Annotated in this window: 21 protein-coding genes; 16 read left to right on the forward strand and 5 right to left on the reverse strand. The window is 46.3% G+C overall.

The window, feature by feature from the left end; all coding sequences use genetic code 11:
- Positions 1–109 precede the first annotated feature (109 nt).
- Positions 110–754, forward strand: a complete 645-nt coding sequence (locus QF06_RS02500; protein WP_003244397.1) for a Bax inhibitor-1/YccA family protein — start codon at positions 110–112, stop codon at positions 752–754.
- Positions 754–1,746 (forward strand): DMT family transporter, encoded by a 993-nt coding sequence (locus tag QF06_RS02505; protein WP_041851198.1) that lies wholly within the window; start codon positions 754–756, stop codon positions 1,744–1,746. Before QF06_RS02500 ends, QF06_RS02505 begins: the two co-directional genes overlap by 1 nt.
- Before the next feature lie 23 nt (positions 1,747–1,769).
- On the opposite strand, the gene yetL is transcribed toward QF06_RS02505, so the two are convergent.
- Complete coding sequence (gene yetL, locus QF06_RS02510) at positions 1,770–2,273, reverse strand: transcriptional regulator YetL (RefSeq protein ID WP_038829581.1); 504 nt, start codon at positions 2,271–2,273, stop codon at positions 1,770–1,772.
- 162 nt (positions 2,274–2,435) lie between these two features.
- Between yetL and QF06_RS02515 the strand changes: the two genes are divergently transcribed.
- Positions 2,436–3,545 carry an FAD-dependent oxidoreductase gene (locus tag QF06_RS02515; RefSeq protein WP_041851197.1) on the forward strand — a complete coding sequence of 370 codons (1,110 nt, stop codon included), beginning with the start codon at positions 2,436–2,438 and terminating at the stop codon, positions 3,543–3,545.
- A gap of 91 nt (positions 3,546–3,636) precedes the next feature.
- On the forward strand, positions 3,637–3,987 hold the full coding sequence (locus QF06_RS02520; protein ID WP_038829579.1) for a hypothetical protein: 351 nt from the start codon (positions 3,637–3,639) through the stop codon (positions 3,985–3,987).
- A 162-nt stretch (positions 3,988–4,149) separates the two neighbouring features.
- Here QF06_RS02520 and QF06_RS02525 read toward each other — a convergent pair whose 3' ends face one another.
- On the reverse strand, positions 4,150–5,220 hold the full coding sequence (locus tag QF06_RS02525) for a DUF3900 domain-containing protein (RefSeq protein ID WP_041851196.1): 1,071 nt from the start codon (positions 5,218–5,220) through the stop codon (positions 4,150–4,152).
- Positions 5,221–5,369: 149 nt separating this feature from the next.
- On the opposite strand from QF06_RS02525, the gene cypD reads away from it, so the two are divergent.
- The 7 genes from cypD to QF06_RS02560 all read left to right on the forward strand — a co-directional run bounded on the left by cypD (position 5,370) and on the right by QF06_RS02560 (position 15,975).
- On the forward strand, positions 5,370–8,555 hold the full coding sequence (gene cypD, locus QF06_RS02530; protein ID WP_043940065.1) for a bifunctional P-450/NADPH--P450 reductase: 3,186 nt from the start codon (positions 5,370–5,372) through the stop codon (positions 8,553–8,555).
- 446 nt (positions 8,556–9,001) lie between these two features.
- On the forward strand, positions 9,002–10,921 hold the full coding sequence (gene ltaS1, locus QF06_RS02535) for a lipoteichoic acid synthase LtaS1 (RefSeq protein WP_015252593.1): 1,920 nt from the start codon (positions 9,002–9,004) through the stop codon (positions 10,919–10,921).
- Positions 10,922–11,157: 236 nt separating this feature from the next.
- Entirely contained in the window at positions 11,158–11,922 is a 765-nt protein-coding gene (locus QF06_RS02540) for a glucose-1-phosphate cytidylyltransferase (protein ID WP_041851194.1), read from the forward strand.
- Between the two features lie 6 nt (positions 11,923–11,928).
- A complete protein-coding gene (locus tag QF06_RS02545) occupies positions 11,929–12,897 on the forward strand; it encodes a GDP-mannose 4,6-dehydratase (protein ID WP_003233783.1) in 969 nt (322 codons plus the stop codon).
- A gap of 23 nt (positions 12,898–12,920) precedes the next feature.
- A complete protein-coding gene (locus QF06_RS02550) occupies positions 12,921–13,832 on the forward strand; it encodes a putative nucleotide-diphospho-sugar transferase (protein ID WP_041851193.1) in 912 nt (303 codons plus the stop codon).
- Between the two features lie 28 nt (positions 13,833–13,860).
- Complete coding sequence (locus tag QF06_RS02555) at positions 13,861–15,039, forward strand: glycosyltransferase family 2 protein (protein ID WP_038829569.1); 1,179 nt, start codon at positions 13,861–13,863, stop codon at positions 15,037–15,039.
- Positions 15,040–15,975, forward strand: coding sequence for a putative nucleotide-diphospho-sugar transferase (locus QF06_RS02560; protein WP_015482937.1), 936 nt, complete (start codon positions 15,040–15,042; stop codon positions 15,973–15,975).
- Positions 15,976–16,004: 29 nt separating this feature from the next.
- On the opposite strand, the gene QF06_RS02565 is transcribed toward QF06_RS02560, so the two are convergent.
- The 3 genes from QF06_RS02565 to QF06_RS02575 form a co-directional block, all read right to left on the reverse strand.
- Positions 16,005–17,234 (reverse strand): MFS transporter, encoded by a 1,230-nt coding sequence (locus QF06_RS02565; protein ID WP_041851192.1) that lies wholly within the window; start codon positions 17,232–17,234, stop codon positions 16,005–16,007.
- A gap of 111 nt (positions 17,235–17,345) precedes the next feature.
- Complete coding sequence (locus QF06_RS02570) at positions 17,346–18,053, reverse strand: YjjG family noncanonical pyrimidine nucleotidase (RefSeq protein ID WP_041851191.1); 708 nt, start codon at positions 18,051–18,053, stop codon at positions 17,346–17,348.
- A gap of 91 nt (positions 18,054–18,144) precedes the next feature.
- The gene (locus tag QF06_RS02575; protein WP_003233771.1) at positions 18,145–19,530 is read right to left on the reverse strand and encodes a branched-chain amino acid transporter BcaP; all 1,386 of its coding nucleotides are present in this window, start codon (positions 19,528–19,530) and stop codon (positions 18,145–18,147) included.
- A gap of 249 nt (positions 19,531–19,779) precedes the next feature.
- Between QF06_RS02575 and yfmT the strand changes: the two genes are divergently transcribed.
- The 5 genes from yfmT (at position 19,780) to QF06_RS02600 (ending at position 25,250) form a co-directional block, all read left to right on the forward strand.
- Positions 19,780–21,237 (forward strand): benzaldehyde dehydrogenase, encoded by a 1,458-nt coding sequence (yfmT, locus tag QF06_RS02580; RefSeq protein WP_041851190.1) that lies wholly within the window; start codon positions 19,780–19,782, stop codon positions 21,235–21,237.
- 469 nt (positions 21,238–21,706) lie between these two features.
- Positions 21,707–22,111 (forward strand): methyl-accepting chemotaxis protein, encoded by a 405-nt coding sequence (locus QF06_RS22310; protein ID WP_369888597.1) that lies wholly within the window; start codon positions 21,707–21,709, stop codon positions 22,109–22,111.
- A gap of 133 nt (positions 22,112–22,244) precedes the next feature.
- Entirely contained in the window at positions 22,245–24,134 is a 1,890-nt protein-coding gene (locus tag QF06_RS02590) for an ABC-F family ATP-binding cassette domain-containing protein (RefSeq protein WP_043940066.1), read from the forward strand.
- A 122-nt stretch (positions 24,135–24,256) separates the two neighbouring features.
- Positions 24,257–24,703, forward strand: coding sequence for a YfmQ family protein (locus QF06_RS02595; RefSeq protein WP_041851188.1), 447 nt, complete (start codon positions 24,257–24,259; stop codon positions 24,701–24,703).
- Positions 24,704–24,827: 124 nt separating this feature from the next.
- Entirely contained in the window at positions 24,828–25,250 is a 423-nt protein-coding gene (locus tag QF06_RS02600; RefSeq protein ID WP_014479143.1) for a MerR family transcriptional regulator, read from the forward strand.
- Positions 25,251–25,264: the final 14 nt, after the last annotated feature.

The following is a 25,264-nucleotide window of genomic DNA, read 5'->3' on the forward strand; positions in this document are numbered from 1 at the left end:
TAATGTAAAGGGCGTTTGTTTTCATTAAATTCTCCTTAAAACATATACATATTTCATCCAATTTTTATATAATAGACCTTTAAGATCATTTTTTAGGAGGATTTTTGACATGCAAGCTACGGTTCACGAGAGTAAGCAATCGATCATGCAACGCATTTTGACAGTCTTTGTCTTCACATTGCTGATCGCGACTGTCGGCCTTTTTATCGGCCAATTTGTTCCTGTCGCTTTGATGCTGCCGCTTTCTATTCTTGAAGTGGCGATGATTATTCTGGCCTTCTGGATGCGCAGAAGAAAAGCGGTCGGGTATGCGTTTGTATATACATTCGCGTTCGTTTCCGGCATTACCTTATTTCCGATCGTCAGCCATTACGCTTCCATCGCCGGCGCCTATGTCGTGCTCGAAGCCTTTGGTTCTACATTTGTCATTTTTGCCGTCTTAGGCACAATCGGCGCAAAAATGAAGAAGGATTTATCCTTCCTGTGGTCGTTTCTGCTGGTTGCGGTGCTCGCACTCGCAGTGGTAGGGATTTTCAACATTTTCAGCCCGTTAAACTCAGCGGCGATGATGGCGTATTCCGTGATCGGAACCATCGTCTTTTCCCTTTACATTTTGTATGATTTGAACCAAATCAAACACCGCCACATTACGGAAGACTTGATTCCGGTTATGGCGTTATCGCTGTACCTAGACTTTATCAACTTGTTCATCAACCTGCTCCGCTTCTTCGGCATTTTGAGCAGTGATGATTAATGAAAAAGCGTCTGTCATTGGATAGGCGCTTTTTGCCATACATCAAAAAGGCAGGTGGAGTATTGGTGAAAAAACAAATGGGCGCATATGTATCTCTGGCAGCAGCTATGGCGATCGTCGGCAGTTCTGTCGTTGTCGGCAAGCTGATGGTCGAACGGATTCCGGTCTTTCTTTCCTCAGGATTGCGTTTTTTGATCGCTTCTGTCGTATTGCTCATGCTGCTGTTTTGCATTGAAAAAGGGTTTCCGGCTTTGACGAAAAAAGATGTGTTCGTATTACTGGTGCAATCATTCACAGGCGTGTTTTTGTTCAGTATTTGCCTGCTGTATGGGGTTCAATATACGACGGGAACGGAAAGCGGCATTTTGACAAGCACAACCCCCATGGTGATCGGTATTTTATCCTTTTTCCTGCTTAGAGAAAAAATTGAGAAAAAGACGCTGATCGGCATTTTGCTGGCGGTTTGCGGCGTAATGGCGATTAATTTGTTTGGAGCCGGGAGCCAAGACGGGACGCCGCACGCCTTATTCGGGAACATGCTGATCATTGCTGCAGTCATTGGCGAAGCGTTGTTTACATTGATGGCCAAGCTGCTATCCCCGCATATTTCGGCACTGGCGATTTCGACCTTCGTATCGCTCTTCGGCTTCCTGTTTTTTCTCCCGTTTGCTTTGTTTGAGGCCTCTTCATTTGATTACAGCGTGCCGACTGTTTTGGATTGGTCGTATGTGCTGTATTACGCGCTTTTTGTCACTGTTTTGGCGTTTTACTTATGGTATAGCGGGGTGACGAAGGTGCCGGCGGGTGTATCGGGCATTTTCACATCCGTTCTTCCGGTCTCCGCTGTCATTTTGTCAGGCGTGATATTGAAGGAGCCATTTGAGTTTGTGCATTTCATCGGCATTGCATGTGTCATCGGCGGCATATTTGTTACGGTCATAAAGAAAAAACAGCCGGATGCGTATCCGGCTGCAGAAGAAAAGACGCTATAGCCTGTCCGGATCGGACGGGTTTTTTAGTCTTTAAACACGCTCAGCCTTTCAAAAAGATCACCAAGCATCTTTACGAACATGCCTTTTTCCTCGTCGCTGTAGTTTTCCATGACCGCTGAGATTTTGCTGAAATGGCCGGGCAGAAATTCCTCAAGGCGTGCTTTGCCTTCCGTTGTCAGTTCAATGCTGATTTTTCGTTTATCCTCTGTGTGATGCCTGCGGCTGACAAAACCGTCCCTCGCCAGCCCGTCCAGCAGGCCTGTAATCGTCGCTTTCGTGACGTTTGACTGTTTGGCAAGCTCTGTCGGACTTAACCTATGATCCTTGGCATCAAAGAGCAGCATCAGGATTTTGAATTTTCCTTCTGACAGCCCTCGGCCAGCAAAGTAATGCTCCATCACATGATTCATTTTTTTTGAAATATCAAAAAGAGATAAAAACAATTCAAGAGAGCCGGCGTCAATATTGGCATACGTTTCGGCGTGCTCTGTTATATGCTTATATTTCGGTAAATGTTTTAATTCCATCGCAAGTAGCTCCCGTACATTCGTTGTGACACGATTATAAAGGAGGGAAAACCATAACGCAACTTGGCTTGGAGATGATTGACAGATTTTCTTGGGACATAGTAAGGTAATGTAGTTAGGCGCCTAACTAATACATATAGAGCTGAAAAGGTGGTTATTGATATGAAACATATGTTAATTGCAGGAGGCGGCATCGGCGGCTTGTCAGCGGCCATTTCTCTCCGTAAGGCAGGGTTTTCCGTCACCTTATGTGAAGCGGCTTCAGAAAACCGAAAAACAGGTGCGGGGATTCTTCAGCCGCAAAACGCACTGGCGGTGTTGAAAGAACTGGGCGTATTCGAAGAGTGCTGTAAGCACGGCTTTCAAACAGAATGGTTTAAAACGTTTGATGAACAGGGGAATTTGCTGTTTCAAGTCAGTGAATCCTTTTTAGACGATTCACTTCCGGGACGCAATAATATCCTGCGCAAAACTTTAAATGACATTCTCATGAAGCATGCCGAGGCAGTGGGTGTAGACATCAAGTGGGGGAAAAAGGTTGTCGCTTATGAAGAAACAGCTGAATCGGTCACTGCCGTATGTGAAGATGGGGAAAAGATGCAGGCTGACATTCTGGCGGGCTTTGACGGCATTCACTCCGTTGTTCGCGATAGAATGCTGCAAAAGGAAACAGAAAAAGAGTACCTCGGCATGGGGGCGTGGCGCTTTTATATCGAACTTCCTGATTTTACATTTGAGGACGCGACATTCATGTATAGAAGCGGGGATACACAAATTGGCGTCGTGCCATTGGCAGAACACGCTGGCTATGTCTTCGTCCTCCAGCCTTGCACGAGCGATTACTGGGATGAGGAAGATACCCGGTTTGATAGAGTAAAAGAGATTCTTTCTGGTTTTCGGGGGCTGGATTTTGTCACAAAGCACATGTCAAAACAGCATCCTGTCATCTTTAACAAACTGGAGCAGGTCGCCGTGCAGGAGCCATGGCACAAAGGCCGCGTCGTCATCGGAGGAGACGCTGCCCACGCCGGCGCGCCGACCCTGGCGCAAGGAGCGGCAATGGCGATCGAGGATGCCATCGTCCTCGCCGAAGAACTCCAAAACCACGCCGACCACGAAACAGCATTACAGGCGTACTACAAAAGAAGAGCCCCACGAGCGCTCAAAGTCCAGAACCTATCATCGGAAATCGTCCGCCGCGGGCTGAAAGGAGAGCCGGGAGCGGAAGAACTGATTGGGGAGTGCTATGCGGTGTTGAGGGAAGGGTATTAGAAATGTCATACGTTTGCCACTTATAGATGAACACAGTATTTTTAAACATTTTAAGTGCTGTGAAATGAATTCTTAGGAAGGGGAAATTTGTATGCCATGTAATACTTATTATTCAGATTATGTGTTGAAAATTTGTACAGATGCTGATTCTTATTCAGAGAAGGCCACATCGATTGATTGTGTAGCAAAATATGGTGGAGGTTCTATTGCAACATTTGATTACTCAATGAGAGTAGAAGTGTGGAATGGTCATGATTGGGTTGTAAATGAAGTGAAAAAGGGTTCCTTTAGCCACTCAACTCCAGCAAAGGTGTTTAAGTTGAAAAATCAGAAGTCACTAAAAAAGGGGAAAAATAGTGCCCGAGTAAGACTTATAGCTACTAATAGAGCCTCTGGCGCAAAATTTAACATTAAAACCCCAGCTTTTATAGTCAAACGATAAATTAAAACGCTGCCTGCATTTATACTGCTGGCAGCGTTACTCTAAAATATTCAGTATTTCTAACTTTAAAAGTAATAAACAAATATTATTACCTGCCTTTTTTAAAAATACATAAATCTAATAGACTATGTTTTCTTTAAATAATTTGAAAAATTTATATCACTACTGCTCTATGTTCCTCTGTTGTATCCGCTCAATCACCTCATGCAGTCCCTCAGGCTTATAAAACTCCACCGGTGAACTGCCTTTCTCAAACGAAATCGTCTCGGCTTCAATCAGCGCGACATAGCGCCCGTTTACTTTTGCGAGATGAATAGAATCGCCAAAATCCGCTAGCAATCCCTTAATCTCTGTTTCTCCGACTTTCATTTTCAGTTGGGCCTCTGGCGTGTGCTCGATGATTTGGGCGGAGGCTTCGATGACTTGATGGGTGTCGAGGCGCTCTTGGATTTCCCGTTTTTCGCTTGCTTCCCATATTTCAATGTCGTGCTCGAACTGCTTGAGTTCTTCGCTGTTGTCTTCAAATGTCTCGTAGACGTGCTCCTGCACCATGTTCATGACCTGATTTTTCATGATTTCCGGCATCGATTCTCCGTACTCGACGAATTTCAGAAAGTCCTCAAAATAGCGGGCGTGCGAGGCCTGGTGGATTTTCAGTTCACCTTCCTCGACCATTCCTTCCTCTGGCATGTACGGGTATTGGATGCTTTTCATGTTTTTTGTCGTGATCGCCATTTCGACTTTTTTAATGAGAGAAGACGTGTCAGAGATGCGGGCGACCTTCGGCTCAAAGTCACATTTCATAATAAAGACAAATGACTCGTCAAAGTATTTTCTCGGTACGGCCGAAGCGACGAGAAACACGCCGCCGCGAACCGCGCTTGTGTCAAGGTACGTGCGGACGAACTGCTCGCTCAGCTCATTGAAGTCTTCTTTTGTTTCCGCCAGACGCGCGCGGTTGAACATGTTGTAGTTTGGGTTGGAATCGAGCTCGTGGCCGGGCTCGACGATAAAATGGCCGATTTTCGTCGGCACCTGCTCGGACTGCGGATGGCGGTCTGCTTTCCGTTTGACGATTTTTTTCAGTTCCCCGTCGAGAAAGTCCTTCAGCTCGCTTTCTTCAAATTCTTCCGTGTCAAGGGTCTGGAAGTGCTTGAACTGCTTGTTCGCCTGCTCATCTTTGCCTTCCACCTGTATGACATAAAAGGATAAAAACCGAATTTCAAAATCCATATATAAACTCACCTTATTCGCGTATTGTACAGCTTCTCAAGTATAGAAAAAACAGCAATCATGCGTCAATTGGGAGAACGGAATAATCATGACCATGAAAGGGAAATGTAGTCAAATAGAAGGCATCTCATACGGAAAGGAATGGTTCGATGAAGGAAACAAGCCCGATTCCTCAGCCGAAGACGTTTGGACCGCTCGGCAATTTGCCTTTAATCGATAAAGACAAGCCGACGCTTTCGCTGATCAAACTGGCGGAAGAACAGGGCCCGATTTTTCAAATCCATACACCCGCGGGCACGACCATTGTAGTGTCCGGCCACGAATTGGTGAAAGAGGTTTGTGATGAAGAACGGTTTGATAAAAGCATTGAAGGCGCCTTGGAGAAGGTCCGCGCGTTTTCCGGTGATGGATTGTTTACGAGCTGGACGCATGAGCCTAACTGGAGAAAAGCGCACAACATTCTGATGCCGACGTTCAGCCAGCGGGCCATGAAGGACTATCATGAAAAAATGGTCGATATCGCTGTTCAGCTTATTCAAAAATGGGCCAGGCTTAATCCGAATGAAGCAGTTGATGTCCCGGGGGATATGACGAGGCTGACGCTTGACACCATTGGGCTATGCGGGTTTAACTACCGCTTTAACAGTTACTACAGAGAAACGCCCCACCCGTTTATCAACAGCATGGTGCGGGCGCTTGATGAAGCGATGCATCAAATGCAGCGGCTTGATGTTCAAGATAAGCTTATGGTCAGAACAAAGCGGCAATTCCGCCATGATATTCAAACGATGTTTTCTTTAGTCGACAGCATTATTGCAGAGCGCAGGGCGAATGGAGACCAGGATGAAAAAGATTTGCTTGCCCGCATGCTGAATGTGGAAGATCCGGAAACGGGTGAAAAGCTCGACGACGAAAATATCCGCTTTCAAATTATTACGTTTTTGATTGCCGGCCATGAAACAACGAGCGGCCTGCTTTCCTTTGCGACCTACTTTTTATTGAAGCATCCTGACAAACTGAAAAAGGCGTATGAAGAGGTCGATCGGGTGCTGACAGATGCAGCGCCGACCTATAAACAAGTGCTGGAGCTTAAATACATACGGATGATTTTAAATGAATCACTGCGCTTATGGCCGACAGCTCCGGCTTTCAGCCTTTATCCAAAAGAAGACACAGTCATTGGCGGGAAATTTCCGATCACGACGAAAGACAGAATTTCTGTGCTGATTCCGCAGCTTCATCGTGATCGAGACGCTTGGGGAAAGGACGCCGAGGAATTCCGGCCGGAACGGTTCGAGCATCAGGACCAAGTGCCTCATCATGCGTACAAACCATTCGGAAATGGACAACGGGCCTGTATCGGCATGCAGTTTGCCCTTCATGAAGCCACACTTGTGCTGGGGATGATTTTAAAATATTTCACACTGATTGATCATGAGAATTATGAGCTTGATATCAAACAAACCTTAACACTTAAGCCGGGCGATTTTCACATTAGGGTTCAAAGCCGTCATCAGGAAGCCATTCATGCGGACGCTCAGGCAGATGAAAAAGCCGCGCCTTATGAGCAAAAGGAGAAAACGGAAGCAAAGGGCGCATCGGTCATCGGTCTTAACAACCGCCCGCTTCTCGTGCTGTACGGCTCAGATACTGGCACTGCAGAAGGCGTCGCCCGGGAGCTTGCTGATACTGCCAGTCTTCACGGCGTAAGGACAGAGACAGCACCTCTGAACGACCGGATTGGAAAGCTGCCGAAAGAGGGAGCGGTTGTCATTGTGACCTCGTCTTATAATGGAAAAATGCCAAGCAATGCCGGACAGTTCGTGCAGTGGCTTCAAGAAATCAAACCGGGTGAGCTTGAGGGCGTCCATTACGCGGTATTTGGCTGCGGCGACCACAACTGGGCGAGCACGTATCAATACGTGCCGAGATTCATTGATGAGCAGCTTGCAGAAAAAGGCGCGACTCGGTTTTCTGGGCGCGGGGAAGGAGATGTCAGCGGTGATTTTGAAGGGCAGCTTGACGAGTGGAAAAAAAGCATGTGGGCGGACGCCATCAAAGCATTCGGACTTGAGCTTAATGAAAACGCTGATAAGGAACGAAGCACGCTGAGCCTTCAGTTTGTCAGAGGGCTGGGCGAGTCTCCGCTCGCTAGATCGTACGAAGCCTCTCACGCATCCATTGCCGAAAATCGTGAACTCCAGTCCGCAGACAGCGATCGAAGCACTCGCCATATCGAAATTACATTGCCGCCGGATGTTGAATATCAAGAGGGCGACCATCTTGGCGTATTGCCAAAAAACAGCCAAACCAATGTCAGTCGGATTCTCCACAGATTCGGCCTGAAGGGAACCGACCAAGTGACATTGTCGGCAAGCGGCCGCAGTGCGGGGCATCTGCCATTGGGCCGTCCTGTCAGCCTGCATGATCTTCTCAGCTACAGCGTCGAGGTGCAGGAAGCAGCCACAAGAGCGCAAATACGTGAACTGGCGGCATTTACAGTGTGTCCGCCGCATAGGCGTGAATTAGAAGAACTGTCAGCAGAGGGTGTTTATCAGGAGCAAATATTGAAAAAACGAATTTCCATGCTGGATCTGCTTGAAAAGTACGAAGCGTGCGACATGCCGTTTGAACGATTTTTAGAGCTTTTACGTCCGTTAAAACCGAGATATTATTCAATTTCAAGCTCTCCAAGAGTGAATCCGCGGCTAGCATCGATCACAGTCGGTGTCGTGCGCGGCCCTGCGTGGAGCGGCCGTGGCGAATACAGGGGTGTGGCTTCAAATGATTTAGCTGAGCGCCAAGCCGGTGATGATCTCGTGATGTTTGTACGCACACCAGAATCTCGGTTTCAGCTTCCAGAAGACCCTGAAACGCCAATCATTATGGTCGGACCTGGCACGGGAGTCGCGCCATTCCGCGGTTTCCTTCAAGCCCGCGAAGTTTTAAAGCGGGAGGGGAAAACGCTCGGTGAAGCTCATCTCTATTTTGGATGCAGAAACGATCGTGATTTTATATACCGCGATGAGCTTGAGCAGTTTGAAAAAGACGGAATCGTCACTGTCCACACAGCCTTTTCCCGTAAAGAAGGCATGCCGAAAACGTATGTCCAGCATGTCATGGCTGACCATGCAGAAACGTTAATATCGATCCTTGACCGCGGAGGCAGGCTTTATGTATGCGGTGACGGCAGCAAAATGGCCCCGGATGTGGAGGCGGCACTGCAAAAGGCGTATCAGTCTGTTCATGGCACCGGGGAGCAAGAAGCGCAAAACTGGCTGAGACATCTGCAGGATACCGGTATGTACGCTAAGGATGTCTGGGCAGGGATATAGATAAAGAAGACTGGAGACATCCAGTCTTTTTTGCCCTTTAGAAAAAATAGTGATCGCGCTAAACATTGATGCATACAATAACTTCAGTCCGCCGGAAGGGCGGGCTGTCTGCAAAACCTATTTTTCGTTTTTGCTAGTTTATGTTATTCTTATACTCGGTATCTATTTCTTTTTTCAAAGGCACACATGACAAAAGAAATCCTTTTTTTATTTCTGAGAAAAAAATGTGAAACGAAATGAAGGTTTCTTTCGTCCAGTGATTGGTTTCCAAATGGTTGTAATAAAAATGATATGGTGCGAAACATAAATATTCCGGCTTGCCGCGGTGTATTTATTGTTGTGTGATGCCTTGATTTTGTTTGGAAAGAAGGAATTGGAAGGCAGGATATAAAGAGCAGGTAAATATGAATGAAGAACTTAAAGTGTTTAAGAAAGTAGAGGTTGCCATGAAGAAACTTTTTTCTTACAAACTTAGCTTTTTTGTGCTGGCTGTTATACTGTTTTGGGCAAAAACGTATTTATCCTACAAGACTGAGTTTAATCTTGGGGTAAAAGGCACAACTCAGGAGATCCTCCTGATATTTAACCCATTCTCAAGCGCCGTCTTCTTTTTAGGACTGGCTTTGCTGGCGAAAGGGCGTAAATCAGCCATTATTATGCTGATTATCGATTTCTTGATGACATTTGTGTTATATGCAAATATTTTATTCTATCGTTTCTTTGACGATTTCTTGACGTTCCCGAACATTAAACAGTCCGGAAACGTTGGAAACATGGGAGACGGGATTTTCAGTATCATGGCCGGTCATGATATTTTCTATTTCTTAGATATTATCATTTTGATTGCGGTATTGATCTGGAGACCTGAATTAAAAGAATACAAAATGAAAAAACGCTTTGCGTCTTTAGTGATCCTTTCTGGGATCGCACTGTTTTTCATCAACCTGCACTATGCGGAAAAAGACCGTCCGCAGCTGCTGACAAGAACGTTTGACCGCAATTATATCGTGAAGTATTTAGGTCTGTACAACTACACCATTTATGACGGTGTGCAGACGGCTCAAACAGAAACGCAACGGGCCTATGCAAGCAGCGATGATTTAACAAGCGTCGAGAATTACACGACGTCTCATTATGCGAAACCAAACGCCGAGTACTTCGGCTCTGCCAAAGGCAAAAATATCATTAAAATTCACCTCGAAAGCTTCCAGTCATTCCTGATTGACTACAAGCTAAACGGTGAAGAGGTGACGCCTTTCTTAAATAAACTTGCGCACGGCGGGGAAGATGTGACGTATTTTGATAACTTCTTCCATCAGACAGGCCAGGGAAAAACATCTGATGCCGAGCTGACAATGGATAACTCGATCTTCGGTCTTCCTGAAGGCTCCGCGTTTGTGACGAAAGGCGAAAACACTTACCAATCGCTTCCTGCGATTTTAGACCAGAAGGAAGGCTATACAAGCGCCGTCCTGCATGGTGATTACAAATCGTTCTGGAACCGTGACCAGATTTACAAACATATCGGATATGACAAGTTCTTCGACGCAAGCACGTATGATATGTCAGATGAAAATGTGATTAACATGGGACTTAAGGATAAGCCGTTCTTTACAGAATCGATTCCAAAGCTTGAGTCTCTTAAACAGCCGTTTTACGCGCATTTGATTACTTTGACAAACCATTATCCGTTTAACCTGGATGAAAAAGACGCGTCTCTTAAAAAAGCGACAACTGGCGATAACACAGTTGACAGCTACTTCCAGACAGCGCGTTACCTTGACGAAGCGCTTGAGCAATTCTTCAAGGAGCTGAAGGAAGCCGGCCTGTATGACAACTCAGTCATCATGATTTACGGTGACCATAACGGTATTTCTGAAAACCATAACCGAGCGATGAAAGAGATTCTTGGAAAAGAGATCACAGATTATCAAAACGCACAGAACCAGCGTGTGCCGCTGATGATCCGCGTTCCTGGCAAAAAAGGCGGAGTGAACCATACGTATGGCGGCGAAATTGACGTCATGCCGACAATTCTGCACTTAGAAGGAATTGATTCTCAGAAATACATCAACTTTGGTACTGACTTATTCTCTAAAGACCACGACGATACAGTGGCATTCAGAAACGGAGACTTCGTAACGCCGAAGTACACATCAGTCGACAATGTCATTTATGATACGAAGACTGGTGAAAAACTGAAAGCGAATGAAGAAACGAAGAATCTGAAAACAAGAGTGAACCAGCAGCTGAGCCTTTCAGACAGTGTCCTGTACAAAGACTTGCTGAGGTTCCATAAACTAAATGATTTCAAAGCCGTTGATCCGTCAGACTATCATTACGGCAAGGAGAAAGAAATCAAATAAGATGAAAAAGAGCCTTGAGCGGGCGCATTGCCTTCGCTCAAGGCTCTTTTTTTGGTTATACAACCAACTTGAAAAAATAGATTCCATTTGGTCACCAAGGCTGGCTTTCTCTCATATCATTACAGTAGATTTTGAAACCGGTATTGAAATCGGACAAATTATCGGGGAAATGCCTTGATAGATTGTGAAGATGTACCAGGTTTCGAACTCAATATTCATAGAGATGAGGGGTAGAGATGAAAGCGGTCATTCTCTGCGGCGGAAAAGGAACGAGAATGAGTGAAGTCACGAATGACATTCCTAAACCGCTCGCCATGATAGGCGGCAAACCGATTCTATGGCATATTATGAAAATTTATCAGTACTACGGAGTAAACGAGTTTATTCTGCTGTTGGGCTATAAAGGAGAAAAAATCAAGGAATACTTTCTCGACTATGAATGGAAGCACAACAGCCTGACACTCGACAGCTCTACGGGAGAGGTACAGATCCTGGGGCAGCCTGAAACGTGGAAAATTACGTTTTTGGAGACTGGGGAAGATACGCTGACAGCCGGAAGAATCTTGCAGGCGAAAGACTATATAGGTGATGAAACATTTCTGCTCACCTATGGGGACGGGCTGGCCAATATCAATCTTTTCCATCTCATCAGCTATCATCAGACAAAAGGTGTTGCCGCGACTGTCACCGGCATTGACAAAGTCTCGCAGTTTGGCACCTTGACGGTTGAGGACGGCATGGCGAAAACATTTTCTGAGAAGACATCAAGTGACGGAATCATCAACGGCGGATTCTTCGTTCTCAGTCCAAAGGTTTTCGAGTATTTGCCGAAGGACGGGAACGCGATGTTCGAAGATGAACCGCTGAAGAACCTTGCCAAAGACGGGGAGCTTGCTGTGTACCGCCATTATGGATTTTGGACGGCCATCGATACGTATAAAAATCTCTTAGAAGTCAACAAAATGTGGAATCAAGGACAACAAGTATGGAAGGTATGGTGAATCGATTTGAGTTTCTGGAAAAATAAAAACGTATTTGTCACGGGATGCACAGGTCTTTTAGGAAGCTATTTGGTGAAAGAGCTGATCGATCAGGGCGCAAATGTTACGGGGCTTGTCAGGGATCATGTGCCTCAATCCAATCTTTATCAGGGAGAACATATCAAGAAAATGAATATCGTGCGGGGCTCTCTTGAGGACTTGGCTGTGATTGAACGCGCGCTTGGCGAGTATGAGATCGACACTGTCTTTCATCTCGCTGCACAAGCGATTGTCGGCGTAGCAAACCGCAACCCGATTTCTACCTTTGAAGCGAATATCCTCGGCACCTGGAATATTCTCGAAGCCTGCCGCAAGCATCCGTTAATTAAGCGGGTCATTGTCGCTTCAAGTGATAAAGCTTACGGCGATCAAGAAAACCTTCCATACGATGAAAACATGCCGCTGCAAGGCAAGCACCCGTACGACGTCTCAAAAAGCTGCGCAGATCTGATCAGCCACACCTATTTTCACACGTACGGGCTTCCGGTCTGCATTACGCGCTGCGGAAACTTATACGGCGGCGGAGATTTGAACTTCAATCGCATCATTCCTCAGACGATTCAGCTTGTGCTGAACGGGGAAGCGCCGGAAATCCGAAGCGACGGCACATTTGTACGGGACTATTTCTATATTGAAGACGCCGTTCAGGCTTATCTACTTCTTGCAGAAAAAATGGAAGAAAACAATCTTGCCGGAGAGGCCTTTAACTTCAGCAATGAGATCCAGCTGACCGTACTTGAACTGGTAGAGAAAATATTAAAGAAAATGAACAGTAATCTGAAACCTAAGGTGCTGAATCAGGGAAGCAATGAAATCAAACATCAATATTTATCCGCGGAAAAAGCAAGAAAGCTGCTGAATTGGACACCGGCCTACACCATTGATGAGGGACTTGAAAAAACGATTGAGTGGTATACGGAATTCTTCAAAAAGTAATGTGAAACGAGGTGAACAAGACTGTGACCAGCGCGTATTGCACCGTTTTATCAAAAGGAAGATTATATCAGGCAGTCGCTTTGTTTAAGTCGTTAGAGCTAGTTGATCAAGACAGTCCCATTTTTATACTTTGCATGGATGAAGATACGCACCGCGTGTTACAGAAGCTGAAGATGAAGCAGCTGAACCTTGTGCCGGTGGCCGCACTTGAAAATGAATTGCTATTGAAGCTGAAGGAAACTAGAGATCAAAGTGAGTATTGCTGGACGATGAAGCCGATCTTTCTGCAAGCTGTGCTGAATAGCAATCCCGGGCTGGAGCGTGTGACGTATATTGACGGGGATCTCTTTTTCTATGCAGATCCATCGCCGATTTTTGAAAACCAGCCGGACTGCTCGGTGCTGCTTTCACGGGGGGATATTGTAATCCCTTCTTTTGAGAAAGAGCAGATTGACATGCTGCAGCGTCTTTTAGGCAGATATAATTCCGGGTTTATCAGCTTCAAGCATGATGATGCAGGCATGGATTGCTTGGAGTGGTGGAAGGAACGCTGTCTTGAGGAATGCAAAAATGCACCGGGTGAAGGAAAATTCGGTGATCAGGGCTATTTGGATTATATGTCTGAGCTGTTTCCGAATGTGTGTGACATTACAACACCCGGCGTGAACATCGGGCATTGGAATTATGGGCAGCATACGTTTTCCTGGAAAGATGGCCGGATCGTGCTGGAGGATGGCAGTCCGCTGATCTTTTATCATTTCAGCGGATACCGAATCGTCAGCATCAATGAAATCAAACAGATTCATGAAACAACCCGCACAGATCTGCCGTTTGTGCATGAACTGTATCAAGAGACACTGCCGCATATCATTCAGCACATCAAAACGTTAGACCCTGAATTTAACGGTTTTGCTTCAAAAGATGACAACAAATAAATGAGTAAATACAGGAAGTGAAAATGAAGTGAAAGCAAGCGTTATTATTCCTGCATATAATTCGAAGGAGCGTCTTTACAACAGCCTTCTGTCATTAAACCAGCAGGAGTGCGATGAAGAATTCGAAGTCATTGTAGCGGACAATGGCTCTGAGGACGGGACGCTCTCGATGCTTGAGTCATTTCAAGCTGATTTTCCGCTGATCTTTACACGGATTAAAGAAAACAGGGGCATTGCGTACGGACGAAATCAGGCGCTTCGCAATGCCAGAGGAGATATCCTGATTTTCCATGACAGCGATATGCTTGCGGCAAAGGACCTTGTGGCAAAACATATTAAAGCCCATGAGAACGAAGAGAATCTCGTCGTGTGCGGGTTGTTTTGGAAGCGGATCTACAGTTTTTATTATGAACGGTTTGAAGAAGAACATAAGGAACAGCTCGCAAAGCTCACAGGTGAAATGCCGAAGAAAGACAAACAAAAGCTGCTGGAGGAGGCGGACATCAAAAACGGAAGCTTTCTTGATAAAAGCTTTGACCTCGATACCGACTTTATAGACGTGCTCAAGAAGATTTTAGATGAGTACGGCGATGACTTGAAAGGCTATCATATGCCATGGCGCTTTTTTATCACGAATAATTCCTCTGTGAAACGCAAGCATGTGGTTGACCTCGGTTTATTTGACGAAGGCATTGTGCGGTACGGGTTTGAGGATTATGACCTCGGGATCAGGCTTCATCAGGCCGGATTGACCTTCAGGCTTCGCCGCGATATTGTCAGTGTTCATCAGGAACATCCAAGCAATTGTAAGTCTGTAGATGATATTCGGGCCAACATTGCCTATATGTGCGATAAATACAATAACATCCGCTCCTTAGACGTTCATCTCGCTTTTAACGGGCCGTTCCCGCCTGACATGACGAACAGAATCATGACTGATATTCAAAAGCTGCTGGAGTCTCAGAAATATGATATGCTGCTGAATCTGTTTCTTGAGCTTCTGCATGTTGTTAAAGAGCGCAACATTGATCCGGATTGGCGAAAGAAAGCCCCAAGGGTGACGGCGAAAAGCTTTGATTTACAAACTGTCCGCAAGCTTCTGCCAAAAGCGAAGAAAAAGCTAGGCGTGAACGATTTTGCCAACGCACTGTATGCGCTTGTCAACGATTTGCTGCACGTGGATCTTAGATCATTGGATGTGGTATAAGTGAGTACATTTCATTTTTCAACGATAGTGTCAAGGACACATATCTTTAAGCTCATGCCTATGATTCATTCTCTCCATGAGCATTGCGATGATTTTCATTTATATGTGCTGTGTGTCGACCAGAAAGCGTATGAATTGCTTCAGCACGTGCCATGGGAGCATGTAACCTTTGTGCAGCTGCATGAAATGGAAGACCCGGAGCTGTTGAAAGCGAAAAGCAACAGAACGTTTCATGAATATTGCTGGACGTTAAAGCCCGCCTTTTTGTTTCATGTGATGAGCAAGTGGGATGACGCTGAGTACTTTGCCCATATGGATACGGATCTATTTTTCTTTTCTGATCCGGCGCGTATTTTTGCAGAAAACCCAACGGCGTCTCTGTATTTGACTGATCATCGTAATTCGCCGCGCTTCATGTCCTACTACGACCGAACCGGACGCTTTAATACAGGCTTTGTCGGTGCCGGTAATACAAAGGAAGCATATGAAGCGGTGTGGCAGTGGAGACAGGACTGTATTGAATTTTGCACGGTCGAAATGGATACGGAACGAAAGACATACGGTGATCAAAGATATGTGGAGAAATGGCCGGCGCAGTTTAAAGGTGTTCATGTTGTCAAATCAATAGGAGCCAATACAGCGCTTTGGAATATCGAAAACTATAAGGTCGGGCAAAAGGACGGCCGCGTGTATATAGATGAAACGCCGCTGATTTTCTATCATTTCTCTGGGTTTACACTGGTGACAGAAAAAGAGTTTAATCTTTGCTGGTACTATCGGATTGAAGACGAAGCGACAATTGAGATGATTTATATGCCGTATATATTAAATCTGAAAAGATGGATTGATGAAATACAGTCGGCGTTTCCGGACTTTGCGGATGGCTTTATCCCGAAGCACGCAGTGCCTGACACTCATTTTATCCAGCTGGATTAAAAAACCCCTGCCGCCTGGCAGGGGTTTTTTCAGCTATGCCATTCTCTCAGCTTCTGGTCACTTGGCAATAGGAAGGCAAGGATGCCGAGAACAGGGAGAAAGGCAATGGCGATCATCGTCGGGGTCAGTCCCGCTGCGTCAATCAGAGCGCCCAGCGCCACAGCGCCGATCGCGCCCATCCCGAAGGCAAGCCCGACGGTTAAACCGGACATTGTGCCGATTTTTCCAGGAACTAGCTCCTGTGCGTAGACGACCGTTACAGAAAAGCTCGACATCAGAACCAAGCCAATCAATGCGAGCACGCCATAGGCGAGAACCGGGCCGGCAAATGGCAGCACAATCGCCAGCGGCGCCGAGCATAACAGCGAACCGAGGATAACGAAGCGTTTTCCAAAACGGTCTGCAAGCGGGCCGCCGAGAAACGTGCCGATTGCACCGAACAGCAAGAAGACAAAAATATAGCTTTGTGCCTGCTGAATGCTTACGTGATAGGTATCCATCGCGTAAAACGTGTAAAAGTTACCGATCGCACTCGTATACCAAGAACGAGCAAAAATGAGAAATATAATAATAATAAGAGCAGATACAACAGATTTGGTGATGGCCGTGTTTTCAGCCGTTTTCTTTTGTTTGCCTAATTTCTGGGCAAGGCTGCCGAGACGTGAGGCGTACCATTTCGCAATATACATGAGAAACAAAACAGCAAGCGCGGCGACAAGCGTGAACCAAACAGCGCCGAATTGCCCGAGCGGTACAAGGATCAGCGCGGTGATCAGCGGCGCCATCGCCTGGCCTGAGTTTCCGCCCACCTGATAAATCGACTGGGCGAGCCCGCGTTTTGTGCCGGCGGCCATATACGCCACACGGGAGCCCTCCGGGTGGAAAATGGCCGAGCCTAATCCAATGAAAAACACACAGCATAGGATCGTTATGAATGACGGGGCAAATGCAAGGCCTAAAATGCCAAGCATGCTGGCGGTCAAACCGACTGGCAGCGCATACGGCCGCGGCCGTTTATCGGTATACCAGCCGACAACAGGCTGCATGACGGATGACACCATGTTTAATGTGAAAGCGATGATGCCGAGCTGTGTAAACGTCAGGCTCATGGAGCGTTCCAAAATAGGGAACATGGCCGGAATCACAGCCTGAAGCGAATCGTTGAGCATATGGCAAATTCCGATAATAATCAAAATCGGATACACCGTGGTGCCTGGTTTTTGAACTGTTTTTTCTTTTAACGGGGCGGCGATAGCCAATTGAGTCTCCTCCTTACATATATAACCAAAGCATACCACCATATTATTCATAAGGTGAAGAATTTATCAAGAGGAAAAAAGATTCTTATGAAAGAAATACCGTCAGCCTGATTAGGAGCTGACGGTATTTTCGATATTCAAAATGTGATATAGCTCTTCAAGCTTACGAATCTCATAGGTTGGTATGATCTCTGGCACATTCGGCTTCATGTCAGGGTTCATCCAACAAGTATCAAGTCCGGCGAGCTGTCCGCCTTTGATATCAGCAGTCAGTGAATCCCCAATGATTAATGTGTGCTCTGCTGAAAATTGAGGAATCCGTTCAAATACGTAATCGAAATATTCCTTCATCGGCTTTTGGAAGCCTGTGTCTTCAGAAACGAAAATGTCCTTGAAGAATGGAAATAATCCTGAATCACGGAGACGCTTATATTGTGTGTGAGACACGCCGTTTGTCACGATGTACAAATCAAACTGTTGCTGCAGATTTGAGATGAGATCAAATGCACCGTCAATAAGCTGATGTCCTTCTTCAAGAAAGCGGCGGTATTTTTGCTCAAGCAAAGCGCCGTCCGCTTCGTAAACGTACTCCTTGAGCAAAGCGGAGAAACGTGTGTTTACGACTTCATCCCGTGTCATCTTACCTTCTTCAAAGGCTCTCCAGAGACCTTGATTGATGGTTTTATACTGCGCCTTCATGTCATTTGTTAAAGGAATGTTCTGATCTTCAAACAGCAAACGCAGGGCTAAAGCTTCTGCCGCTTGAAAATCAAGGATGGTATCATCTACATCAAATAATAAAGTGCGGTATCGTTTCATCTGTGTGTCTCCCTTTCTCATATGTATTCAAAGTATAGCACATAAAAAAAGGAAAAAGCCGGCGGGTGAGGCACCGCCGGCTGAAAAGAGATTATTTGTTTAATAAGCTGTGTTTTCTCGAATATAGGAAGTAAACCAGCGTTCCGACAGCGATCCAGATGACAAATGAAAGCCATGTGACGCCGGGAAGGCTGTACATGAACCAGAGGCAGATGCCTGCGCTGATAATCGGCACAACCGGAACGAACGGCACTCTGAAGGACGCCTTGATTTCAGGATGTTTCTTTCTTAGCACAATGACAGCAATAGATATGACCGTAAACGCGGCAAGTGTTCCCATGTTCACCAGATGGGCCAGCGTTCCGAGGTTAATAAAGCCGGCGATTCCCGCTGCAACGATCCCTGTCAGCCATGTGTTGCGGAACGGGGTTTTAAATGACGGATGAACCTTTGCGAACAATCCAGGCAGAAGGCCGTCTCTGCTCATGGCAAATGTCAAACGAACCTGAGCGTACAGCAAAGCGAGCATCACCGTCGTAATCCCGATAATCGCACCGACAGAAATAATTCCGGCAACAGCGTCCTGTCCGACGAATTTCAGAGCAAAGGATACAGGATCTCCGACATTCAATTTGGCATAAGGCATCATGCCTGTCAGCACAAGCGATACCGCGATGTACAGAACCGTGCAGACGGCTAGAGCTGAAATAATGCCGACGGGCATGTTTTTTTGCGGATTTTTCACTTCCTCTGACGCGTTAGAAACCGCGTCAAACCCAAGGTACGCGAAGAATACAGTGGCGGCGCTAAGTATGACGCCTTTCATCCCGAAAGGCATAAAAGGAGACCAGTTATCCGGTTTCACATAGCCGATGCCGACAATAATGAACAATAATATGATCGCGATTTTCATCAGTACGATGACGTTGTTAAAGCGTGTGCTTTCCTTGACGCCTCTGCTGACAATCGCAGTGATGAGGAGAATGATCACCGCAGCCGGAAGGTTAAATACGGCGCCCGCCGTGCTTCCCGGCGCTCCTGTCAGTGCAGCCGGAATATGAAGATTGAAGCCGGCAAGCAGTGATTGAAAGTATGAAGACCAGCCGGTGGCAACCGCCGACAGTGCAATGACATATTCAAGCATGAGATCCCATCCGATCAAAAAGGCGAGCAGCTCTCCAAGTGTCACGTATGAGTAGGAGTACACGCTTCCCGAAATCGGAATAGAAGACGAAAACTCAGCATAACAGAAAGCAGCCAGCGCACAGGCGAGCCCCGCTAAAATAAACGATATGATGAGGGCGGGACCTGCACCGGTCGCTGCCACTGTTCCTGTAATGACAAAAATCCCTGTACCGATGACACAACCGATACCGAGCAAGGTTAAATCAAATGCGCTTAACGTACGGGCAAGGCTTTTTGACTTGCTCTGCGCACTCAATGTTTCAAGCGGTTTTTTTCTAAATAATGAACTCATCAAAAGTTCCTCCTGTAAATATTCAAAATATTCTAATCATTATATACAGTTCTTGTTGTATTATATTGTCGAAATTTGACGCAGTCAATAAAATATTTTTCTGCTTTAAATGATAGAAGCGAAACAGCGTTGTCGTATCATAGGATAGTAATTTTTACTAATCGTATATTCAATTTTATGCAAGATGAACCGATAGAAAAAATAGATTCGCCCATATTTTGATTTGCGGTTATAAAGGAGATGCTGACCATGTTTCAATATGAAGAGTTGAATAAACAGTTTATCGGCGGGAAATGGCAGGAGGGCAGCAGCCCAAATGTATTGGAAAACAAAAATCCTTATACTCAAAAAACATTCACAACATTCCGTAAAGCGACTGCTGACGATGTAGATGAAGCGTATCGGGCAGCGGCGCTGGCAAAGAAAAAATGGGATGCGGTCAATCCGTTTGAGAAAAGAACCATTTTAGAAAAAGCCGTCACGTATATTGAAGAAAATGAAGAAGCCATTATTTATTTGATTATGGAGGAGCTAGGCGGTACAAGGCTCAAAGCGGCTTTTGAAATAGGACTTGTCAAAAACATCATGAAAGAAGCGGCAACGTTCCCAATCCGCATGGAGGGGAAAATTCTTCCGTCCACAATAGATGGCAAGGAAAACAGATTATATCGCGTGCCGGCAGGCGTTGTCGGTGTCATCAGCCCGTTTAACTTCCCATTCTTTTTATCTATGAAATCAGTGGCGCCTGCACTCGGAGCCGGCAATGGCGTTGTGCTAAAGCCGCATGAGGAAACGCCGATTTGCGGCGGAACATTGATCGCGAAAATTTTTGAGAACGCGGGAATTCCAGCGGGGCTGCTGAATGTTGTTGTCACAGACATTGCAGAAATCGGCGACAGCTTTGTTGAGCATCCAGTGCCGCGGATCATCTCATTTACCGGTTCTACGAAAGTCGGCAGCTACATCGGACAGCTTGCGATGAAGCATTTTAAAAAGCCGCTTCTTGAGCTTGGCGGAAACAGCGCTTTCATCGTACTTGAGGATGCAGATATAGAATATGCGGTCAATGCGGCGGTGTTCAGCCGATTTACACATCAAGGACAGATTTGCATGTCAGCCAACCGCGTGCTTGTTCATTCTTCTATTTATGACAAGTTCCTTGAGCTGTACCAGGCAAAAGTGGAATCGCTGAAAGTCGGCGACCCAATGGATCCTGATACGATTATCGGGCCATTAATCAACAGCAGACAGACGGACGGGCTGATGAAGACTGTTGAGCAAGCAATTGAAGAAGGCGCTGTACCAGTGAAGCTTGGCGGATTTAACGGGACGATCGTGGAACCGACGATCTTAAAAGACGTCAAACCGTTCATGAGCATTGCCAAGGAAGAGCTGTTCGGACCAGTCGTCTCCTTTATGAAGTTTGATTCAGAAGACGAAGCGGTGGATATCGCAAACGAAACCCCGTTTGGCTTGAGCGGTGCCGTACATACGTCAAATCTTGAGCGCGGCGTGGCTTTTGCGAAACGCATTGAAACAGGCATGATTCACGTCAATGACACGACCATCAATGATGAACCGAATGTAGCCTTCGGCGGTGAAAAGCAATCAGGCCTCGGCCGTTTAAACGGTGAGTGGAGCCTCGAAGAATTTACAACGCTGAAATGGATCTCGGTCCAGCACAAAAAACGCAGCTTCCCTTATTAATGAAAAGGAGTGAATGGAATTGACCATAAATACGGAAAAAGAAACCGCAGATATTCTGGACGCATTTATCAAAGTAGCCCCTTATTTAAACAGCCTGGTTCAGGATGATATTACAATCGGCATTTATGATACGGAAAAACTGCTCGTGAATATACCGGCCAAAACCTTTTCGCTGAACGTAAAAGCCGGCGATCCGCTGCAGGAAGGGGATATCATCACAGATGCCATCCGAAGCAATCAGAAGAAGACGAGCATGGTTCCGAAAGAATTGTTCGGCTTCCCATTGATCGCGCGTGCCATCCCGCTGCACGACGAGAATGGAAGAGTCATTGGAGGCGTCGGCCTCGGAACGAGCCTTGAGGAGTCGTCAAAGCTGCATGATGTCGCGGAAAGCTTATCAGCTGTCGTTGAACAAACAGCCGCGGCTATTTCCGACATTTCTGAATCAATTAACGGGTTTTCAACTCAAATGTCGGGCATTTCCTCTCAGGCGAAAAAAGTAAGCGAAAGCGCCGGTGAAATCGCCGATATTTCAGTAACTGTTAAAGGCATCTCTGACCAAAGCAATCTGCTCGGCTTGAACGCCGCGATCGAAGCGGCAAGAGCAGGGGAGTCCGGAAAAGGCTTCTCTGTCGTCGCAGATGAGATCAGAAAGCTAGCAACGCATTCAAAAGAAAATGTCGGCCAAATTGACCAGATTACGAAAAAAATCCACAGCCTGCTGAAAGGGCTGGAGGAATCCATTGAGTCGATTAACCAGCATACAGACGGACAAGCCGCTGCTGTTGAACAAATTTCCGCCACAATGCAGGAGATTTCAGGAAGCGCACAGCATCTTGCAAAAATGGCCGAAAAAGCGCTTGAGGAAGAGTAAAAGACCGGGGACAAATGTCCCCGGTCTTTTTCTATCCTGCATTTCCATGAAATTCGTCTGACGTTTTACTAGTTTTATTCCAGCGGCTGATTTAAAATGTACACATGAACTTACGTGAGGATTGATAGGAACCATGAGCATATTAAAAGCGGAAAATCTTTATAAAACATACGGAGATAAAACATTATTTGACCATATCTCCTTTCATATTGAAGAGAATGAGAGAATCGGATTGATCGGACCGAACGGAACAGGAAAATCAACGCTGCTGAAAGTGATTGCCGGCTTGGAATCTATCGAAGAAGGAGAAATCACGAAATCTGGAAGCGTGCAGGTCGAATTTCTTCATCAAGACCCGGAGCTGCCTGCGGGGCAAACAGTGCTGGAGCATATCTATTCCGGTGAATCGGCTGTGATGAAAACCTTGCGTGAATATGAAAAAGCGCTGTATGAACTGGGGAAAGATCCCGAAAATGAACAGCGCCAGAAACACCTGCTGGCAGCACAAGCGAAAATGGACGCAAACAATGCATGGGATGCAAACACCTTGGCAAAAACCGTATTGTCTAAGCTGGGCGTCAACGACGTAACAAAACCGGTCAATGAGCTCTCAGGCGGCCAGAAAAAACGGGTAGCCATTGCCAAAAACTTAATTCAGCCCGCTGATCTGCTCATTTTGGACGAGCCGACAAACCATTTGGATAATGAAACGATTGAGTGGCTTGAAGGGTATTTAAGCCAATATCCCGGCGCCGTCATGCTGGTGACGCACGATAGATATTTCTTAAACCGTGTCACCAACCGCATTTATGAGCTTGAAAGAGGCAGTCTCTACACGTACAAAGGCAACTATGAAGTGTTTTTAGAAAAACGCGCGGAACGGGAAGCGCAGGCTGAGCAAAAGGAAACGAAGCGGCAAAACCTGCTGCGCCGCGAGCTGGCTTGGCTCAGACGGGGAGCGAAAGCCCGCTCCACAAAACAAAAGGCGAGAATTGACCGGGTAGAGTCGCTTAAAGAGCAGAAAGGCCCTCAGTCATCAGGTTCACTCGATTTTGCCATTGGCTCGCACCGTCTCGGAAAACAGGTTATTGAAGCGGAGAACGTCATGATCGCTTATGACGGCCGCATGCTCGTCGACCGTTTTAATGAACTTGTCATACCAGGTGAACGGATCGGGATCATCGGGCCGAACGGCATCGGGAAAACAACGCTGTTAAATGCCCTTGCCGGCCGTCATACGCCGGACGGAGGCGATATTACGATCGGACAGACGGTCAGAATCGGCTACTATACTCAGGATCATAGTGAAATGAACGGTGAGTTAAAGGTCATTGACTATATAAAAGAAACGGCGGAGGTCGTAAAAACGGCAGATGGCGATATGATTACAGCTGAACAAATGCTCGAGCGTTTCCTCTTCCCGCGTTCGATGCAGCAGACGTATATCCGCAAGCTGTCCGGCGGGGAAAAACGCCGTTTATACTTGCTTCAGGTTCTCATGCAGGAGCCGAATGTCCTGTTTCTCGATGAGCCGACGAACGATTTGGATACTGAAACATTAAGCGTTCTTGAGGATTATATTGACCAGTTCCCTGGCGTCGTCATCACCGTATCCCATGACCGCTATTTCCTTGACCGCGTCGTCGACCGTTTGATTGTATTTGAAGGAAATGGCGTCATTTCCCGCTTTCAAGGCTCCTATAGCGACTATATGGAGGAGTCAAAAGCGAAAAAAGCGGCCCCAAAACTGACAGCTGAGGAAAAAACGGCTGAAGCCGAGCCGAAGAAAAAACGGAAAAAGCTTTCTTACAAAGACCAGCTGGAATGGGACGGCATCGAAGATAAAATTGCCCAGCTGGAAGAAAAGCATGAGCAGCTCGAAGCTGACATCGCCGCAGCAGGCAGTGATTTTGGCAAAATCCAAGAGCTGATGGCCGAGCAGGCGAAAACTGCGGAAGAGCTTGAGGCTGCGATGGACCGCTGGACAGAATTGTCCCTCATGATCGAAGAACTGGAAAGCTAAAAAGCGTGGCCGCAGCAGGCCGCGCTTTTTTTCACATAATGGACAAAAACGAACCGGCCTGCTTATGTTAGGATAAAATTGTGTGTCAGCGGCACATGGAAAACTAACGGAGATGATGAAGTATGACATGGGCGATCGTGATGTTAATTCTCATGAGTCTGGTGAAAATCGTATTAACCTGTCTTCCTACAGGCGTCATAGAATGGCTGCTCGGCAAATTTGAAGTGCACGCCAAGCTTAGTGGCGAAAATGCGAGTCTCTCTCTAGATGGAAAACGTCTCGAGGGTACAGAGAAGCAGAAAGTGATTGATCAATTTAACGAAGCTGTCTTCCTGGAGAAATATTATATCTATCCAGGTGATGAAGAGCGTTATTTACATCCGGAAAACGGCGGCACGCCGCTGGTGATAGATACAAAAAAAGGAAAAAGAGACGTGAAGCTGTTCGTGTACCGCTACGACGACCATATCGACGTCGTGAAACAGTACAAGAAGAAAGTGATCGCGTATCGAGTGCTTTCTGAAAGCCTTCAAAAAGAGTCTCTGTCAGTGGCGGGAAGTTTAGCTTAAACAGGAAAGTGAAAGACGGGTGCTTTATGCTACTCGTCTTTTTTATTGTTTTTTAAAACTTAACGTTTACGTTAAGGTTCAAAAGGTGTATAATGGTAACAGAAACGGCGAAGGGGGATTTACCTTGGAATGGATGAAGATTGATCAAGTGGCCAAAAGAAGCGGACTGACAAAGCGGACCATCCGGTTTTATGAAGAAATCGGCTTGATTCCGGCGCCGAAACGGACAGACGGCGGTGTAAGGCTTTATTCAGAGGATGATATGGAGGAGCTTGAGAAAGTCATCAGCACAAAAGAGGTGCTCGGTTTTTCCCTTCAGGAGCTTCAGCATTTCATGGAAACCAGCCGCCAGCTAGAGTTAAACAAAGAGGGGTATTTGTTGTCACTGGATCCTAAGGAACGGAAAGAAAAACTGGAGGAAATTCAGGAAACCCTGAATCACCAGCTGAGTTTGATTGATGAGAAAATCCGCACATTCCAAAGCTTTAAAGAACGCCTGCAAGGCATGAAAGGCAAAGCGGAACGCGCCATTCAATCAATCGAATGAAAAGTTTGTTAAAC

The sequence above is a fragment of the Bacillus sp. YP1 genome (assembly GCF_000877815.1).
GTDB classification, from domain to species: Bacteria; Bacillota; Bacilli; order Bacillales; family Bacillaceae; genus Bacillus; species Bacillus subtilis.

What these genes read in the sequence shown, in the direction of transcription:
- QF06_RS02500 (WP_003244397.1), top strand. Translation starts at nt 110, where the DNA reads ATGCAAGCTACGGTTCACGAGAGTAAGCAATCGATCATGCAACGCATT.
- QF06_RS02505 (WP_041851198.1), top strand. Translation starts at nt 754, where the DNA reads ATGAAAAAGCGTCTGTCATTGGATAGGCGCTTTTTGCCATACATCAAA.
- yetL (WP_038829581.1), bottom strand. Translation starts at nt 2,273, where the DNA reads ATGGAATTAAAACATTTACCGAAATATAAGCATATAACAGAGCACGCC.
- QF06_RS02515 (WP_041851197.1), top strand. Translation starts at nt 2,436, where the DNA reads ATGAAACATATGTTAATTGCAGGAGGCGGCATCGGCGGCTTGTCAGCG.
- QF06_RS02520 (WP_038829579.1), top strand. Translation starts at nt 3,637, where the DNA reads ATGCCATGTAATACTTATTATTCAGATTATGTGTTGAAAATTTGTACA.
- QF06_RS02525 (WP_041851196.1), bottom strand. Translation starts at nt 5,220, where the DNA reads ATGGATTTTGAAATTCGGTTTTTATCCTTTTATGTCATACAGGTGGAA.
- cypD (WP_043940065.1), top strand. Translation starts at nt 5,370, where the DNA reads ATGAAGGAAACAAGCCCGATTCCTCAGCCGAAGACGTTTGGACCGCTC.
- ltaS1 (WP_015252593.1), top strand. Translation starts at nt 9,002, where the DNA reads ATGAAGAAACTTTTTTCTTACAAACTTAGCTTTTTTGTGCTGGCTGTT.
- QF06_RS02540 (WP_041851194.1), top strand. Translation starts at nt 11,158, where the DNA reads ATGAAAGCGGTCATTCTCTGCGGCGGAAAAGGAACGAGAATGAGTGAA.
- QF06_RS02570 (WP_041851191.1), bottom strand. Translation starts at nt 18,053, where the DNA reads ATGAAACGATACCGCACTTTATTATTTGATGTAGATGATACCATCCTT.
- QF06_RS02575 (WP_003233771.1), bottom strand. Translation starts at nt 19,530, where the DNA reads ATGAGTTCATTATTTAGAAAAAAACCGCTTGAAACATTGAGTGCGCAG.
- yfmT (WP_041851190.1), top strand. Translation starts at nt 19,780, where the DNA reads ATGTTTCAATATGAAGAGTTGAATAAACAGTTTATCGGCGGGAAATGG.
- QF06_RS22310 (WP_369888597.1), top strand. Translation starts at nt 21,707, where the DNA reads ATGTCGGGCATTTCCTCTCAGGCGAAAAAAGTAAGCGAAAGCGCCGGT.
- QF06_RS02590 (WP_043940066.1), top strand. Translation starts at nt 22,245, where the DNA reads ATGAGCATATTAAAAGCGGAAAATCTTTATAAAACATACGGAGATAAA.
- QF06_RS02595 (WP_041851188.1), top strand. Translation starts at nt 24,257, where the DNA reads ATGACATGGGCGATCGTGATGTTAATTCTCATGAGTCTGGTGAAAATC.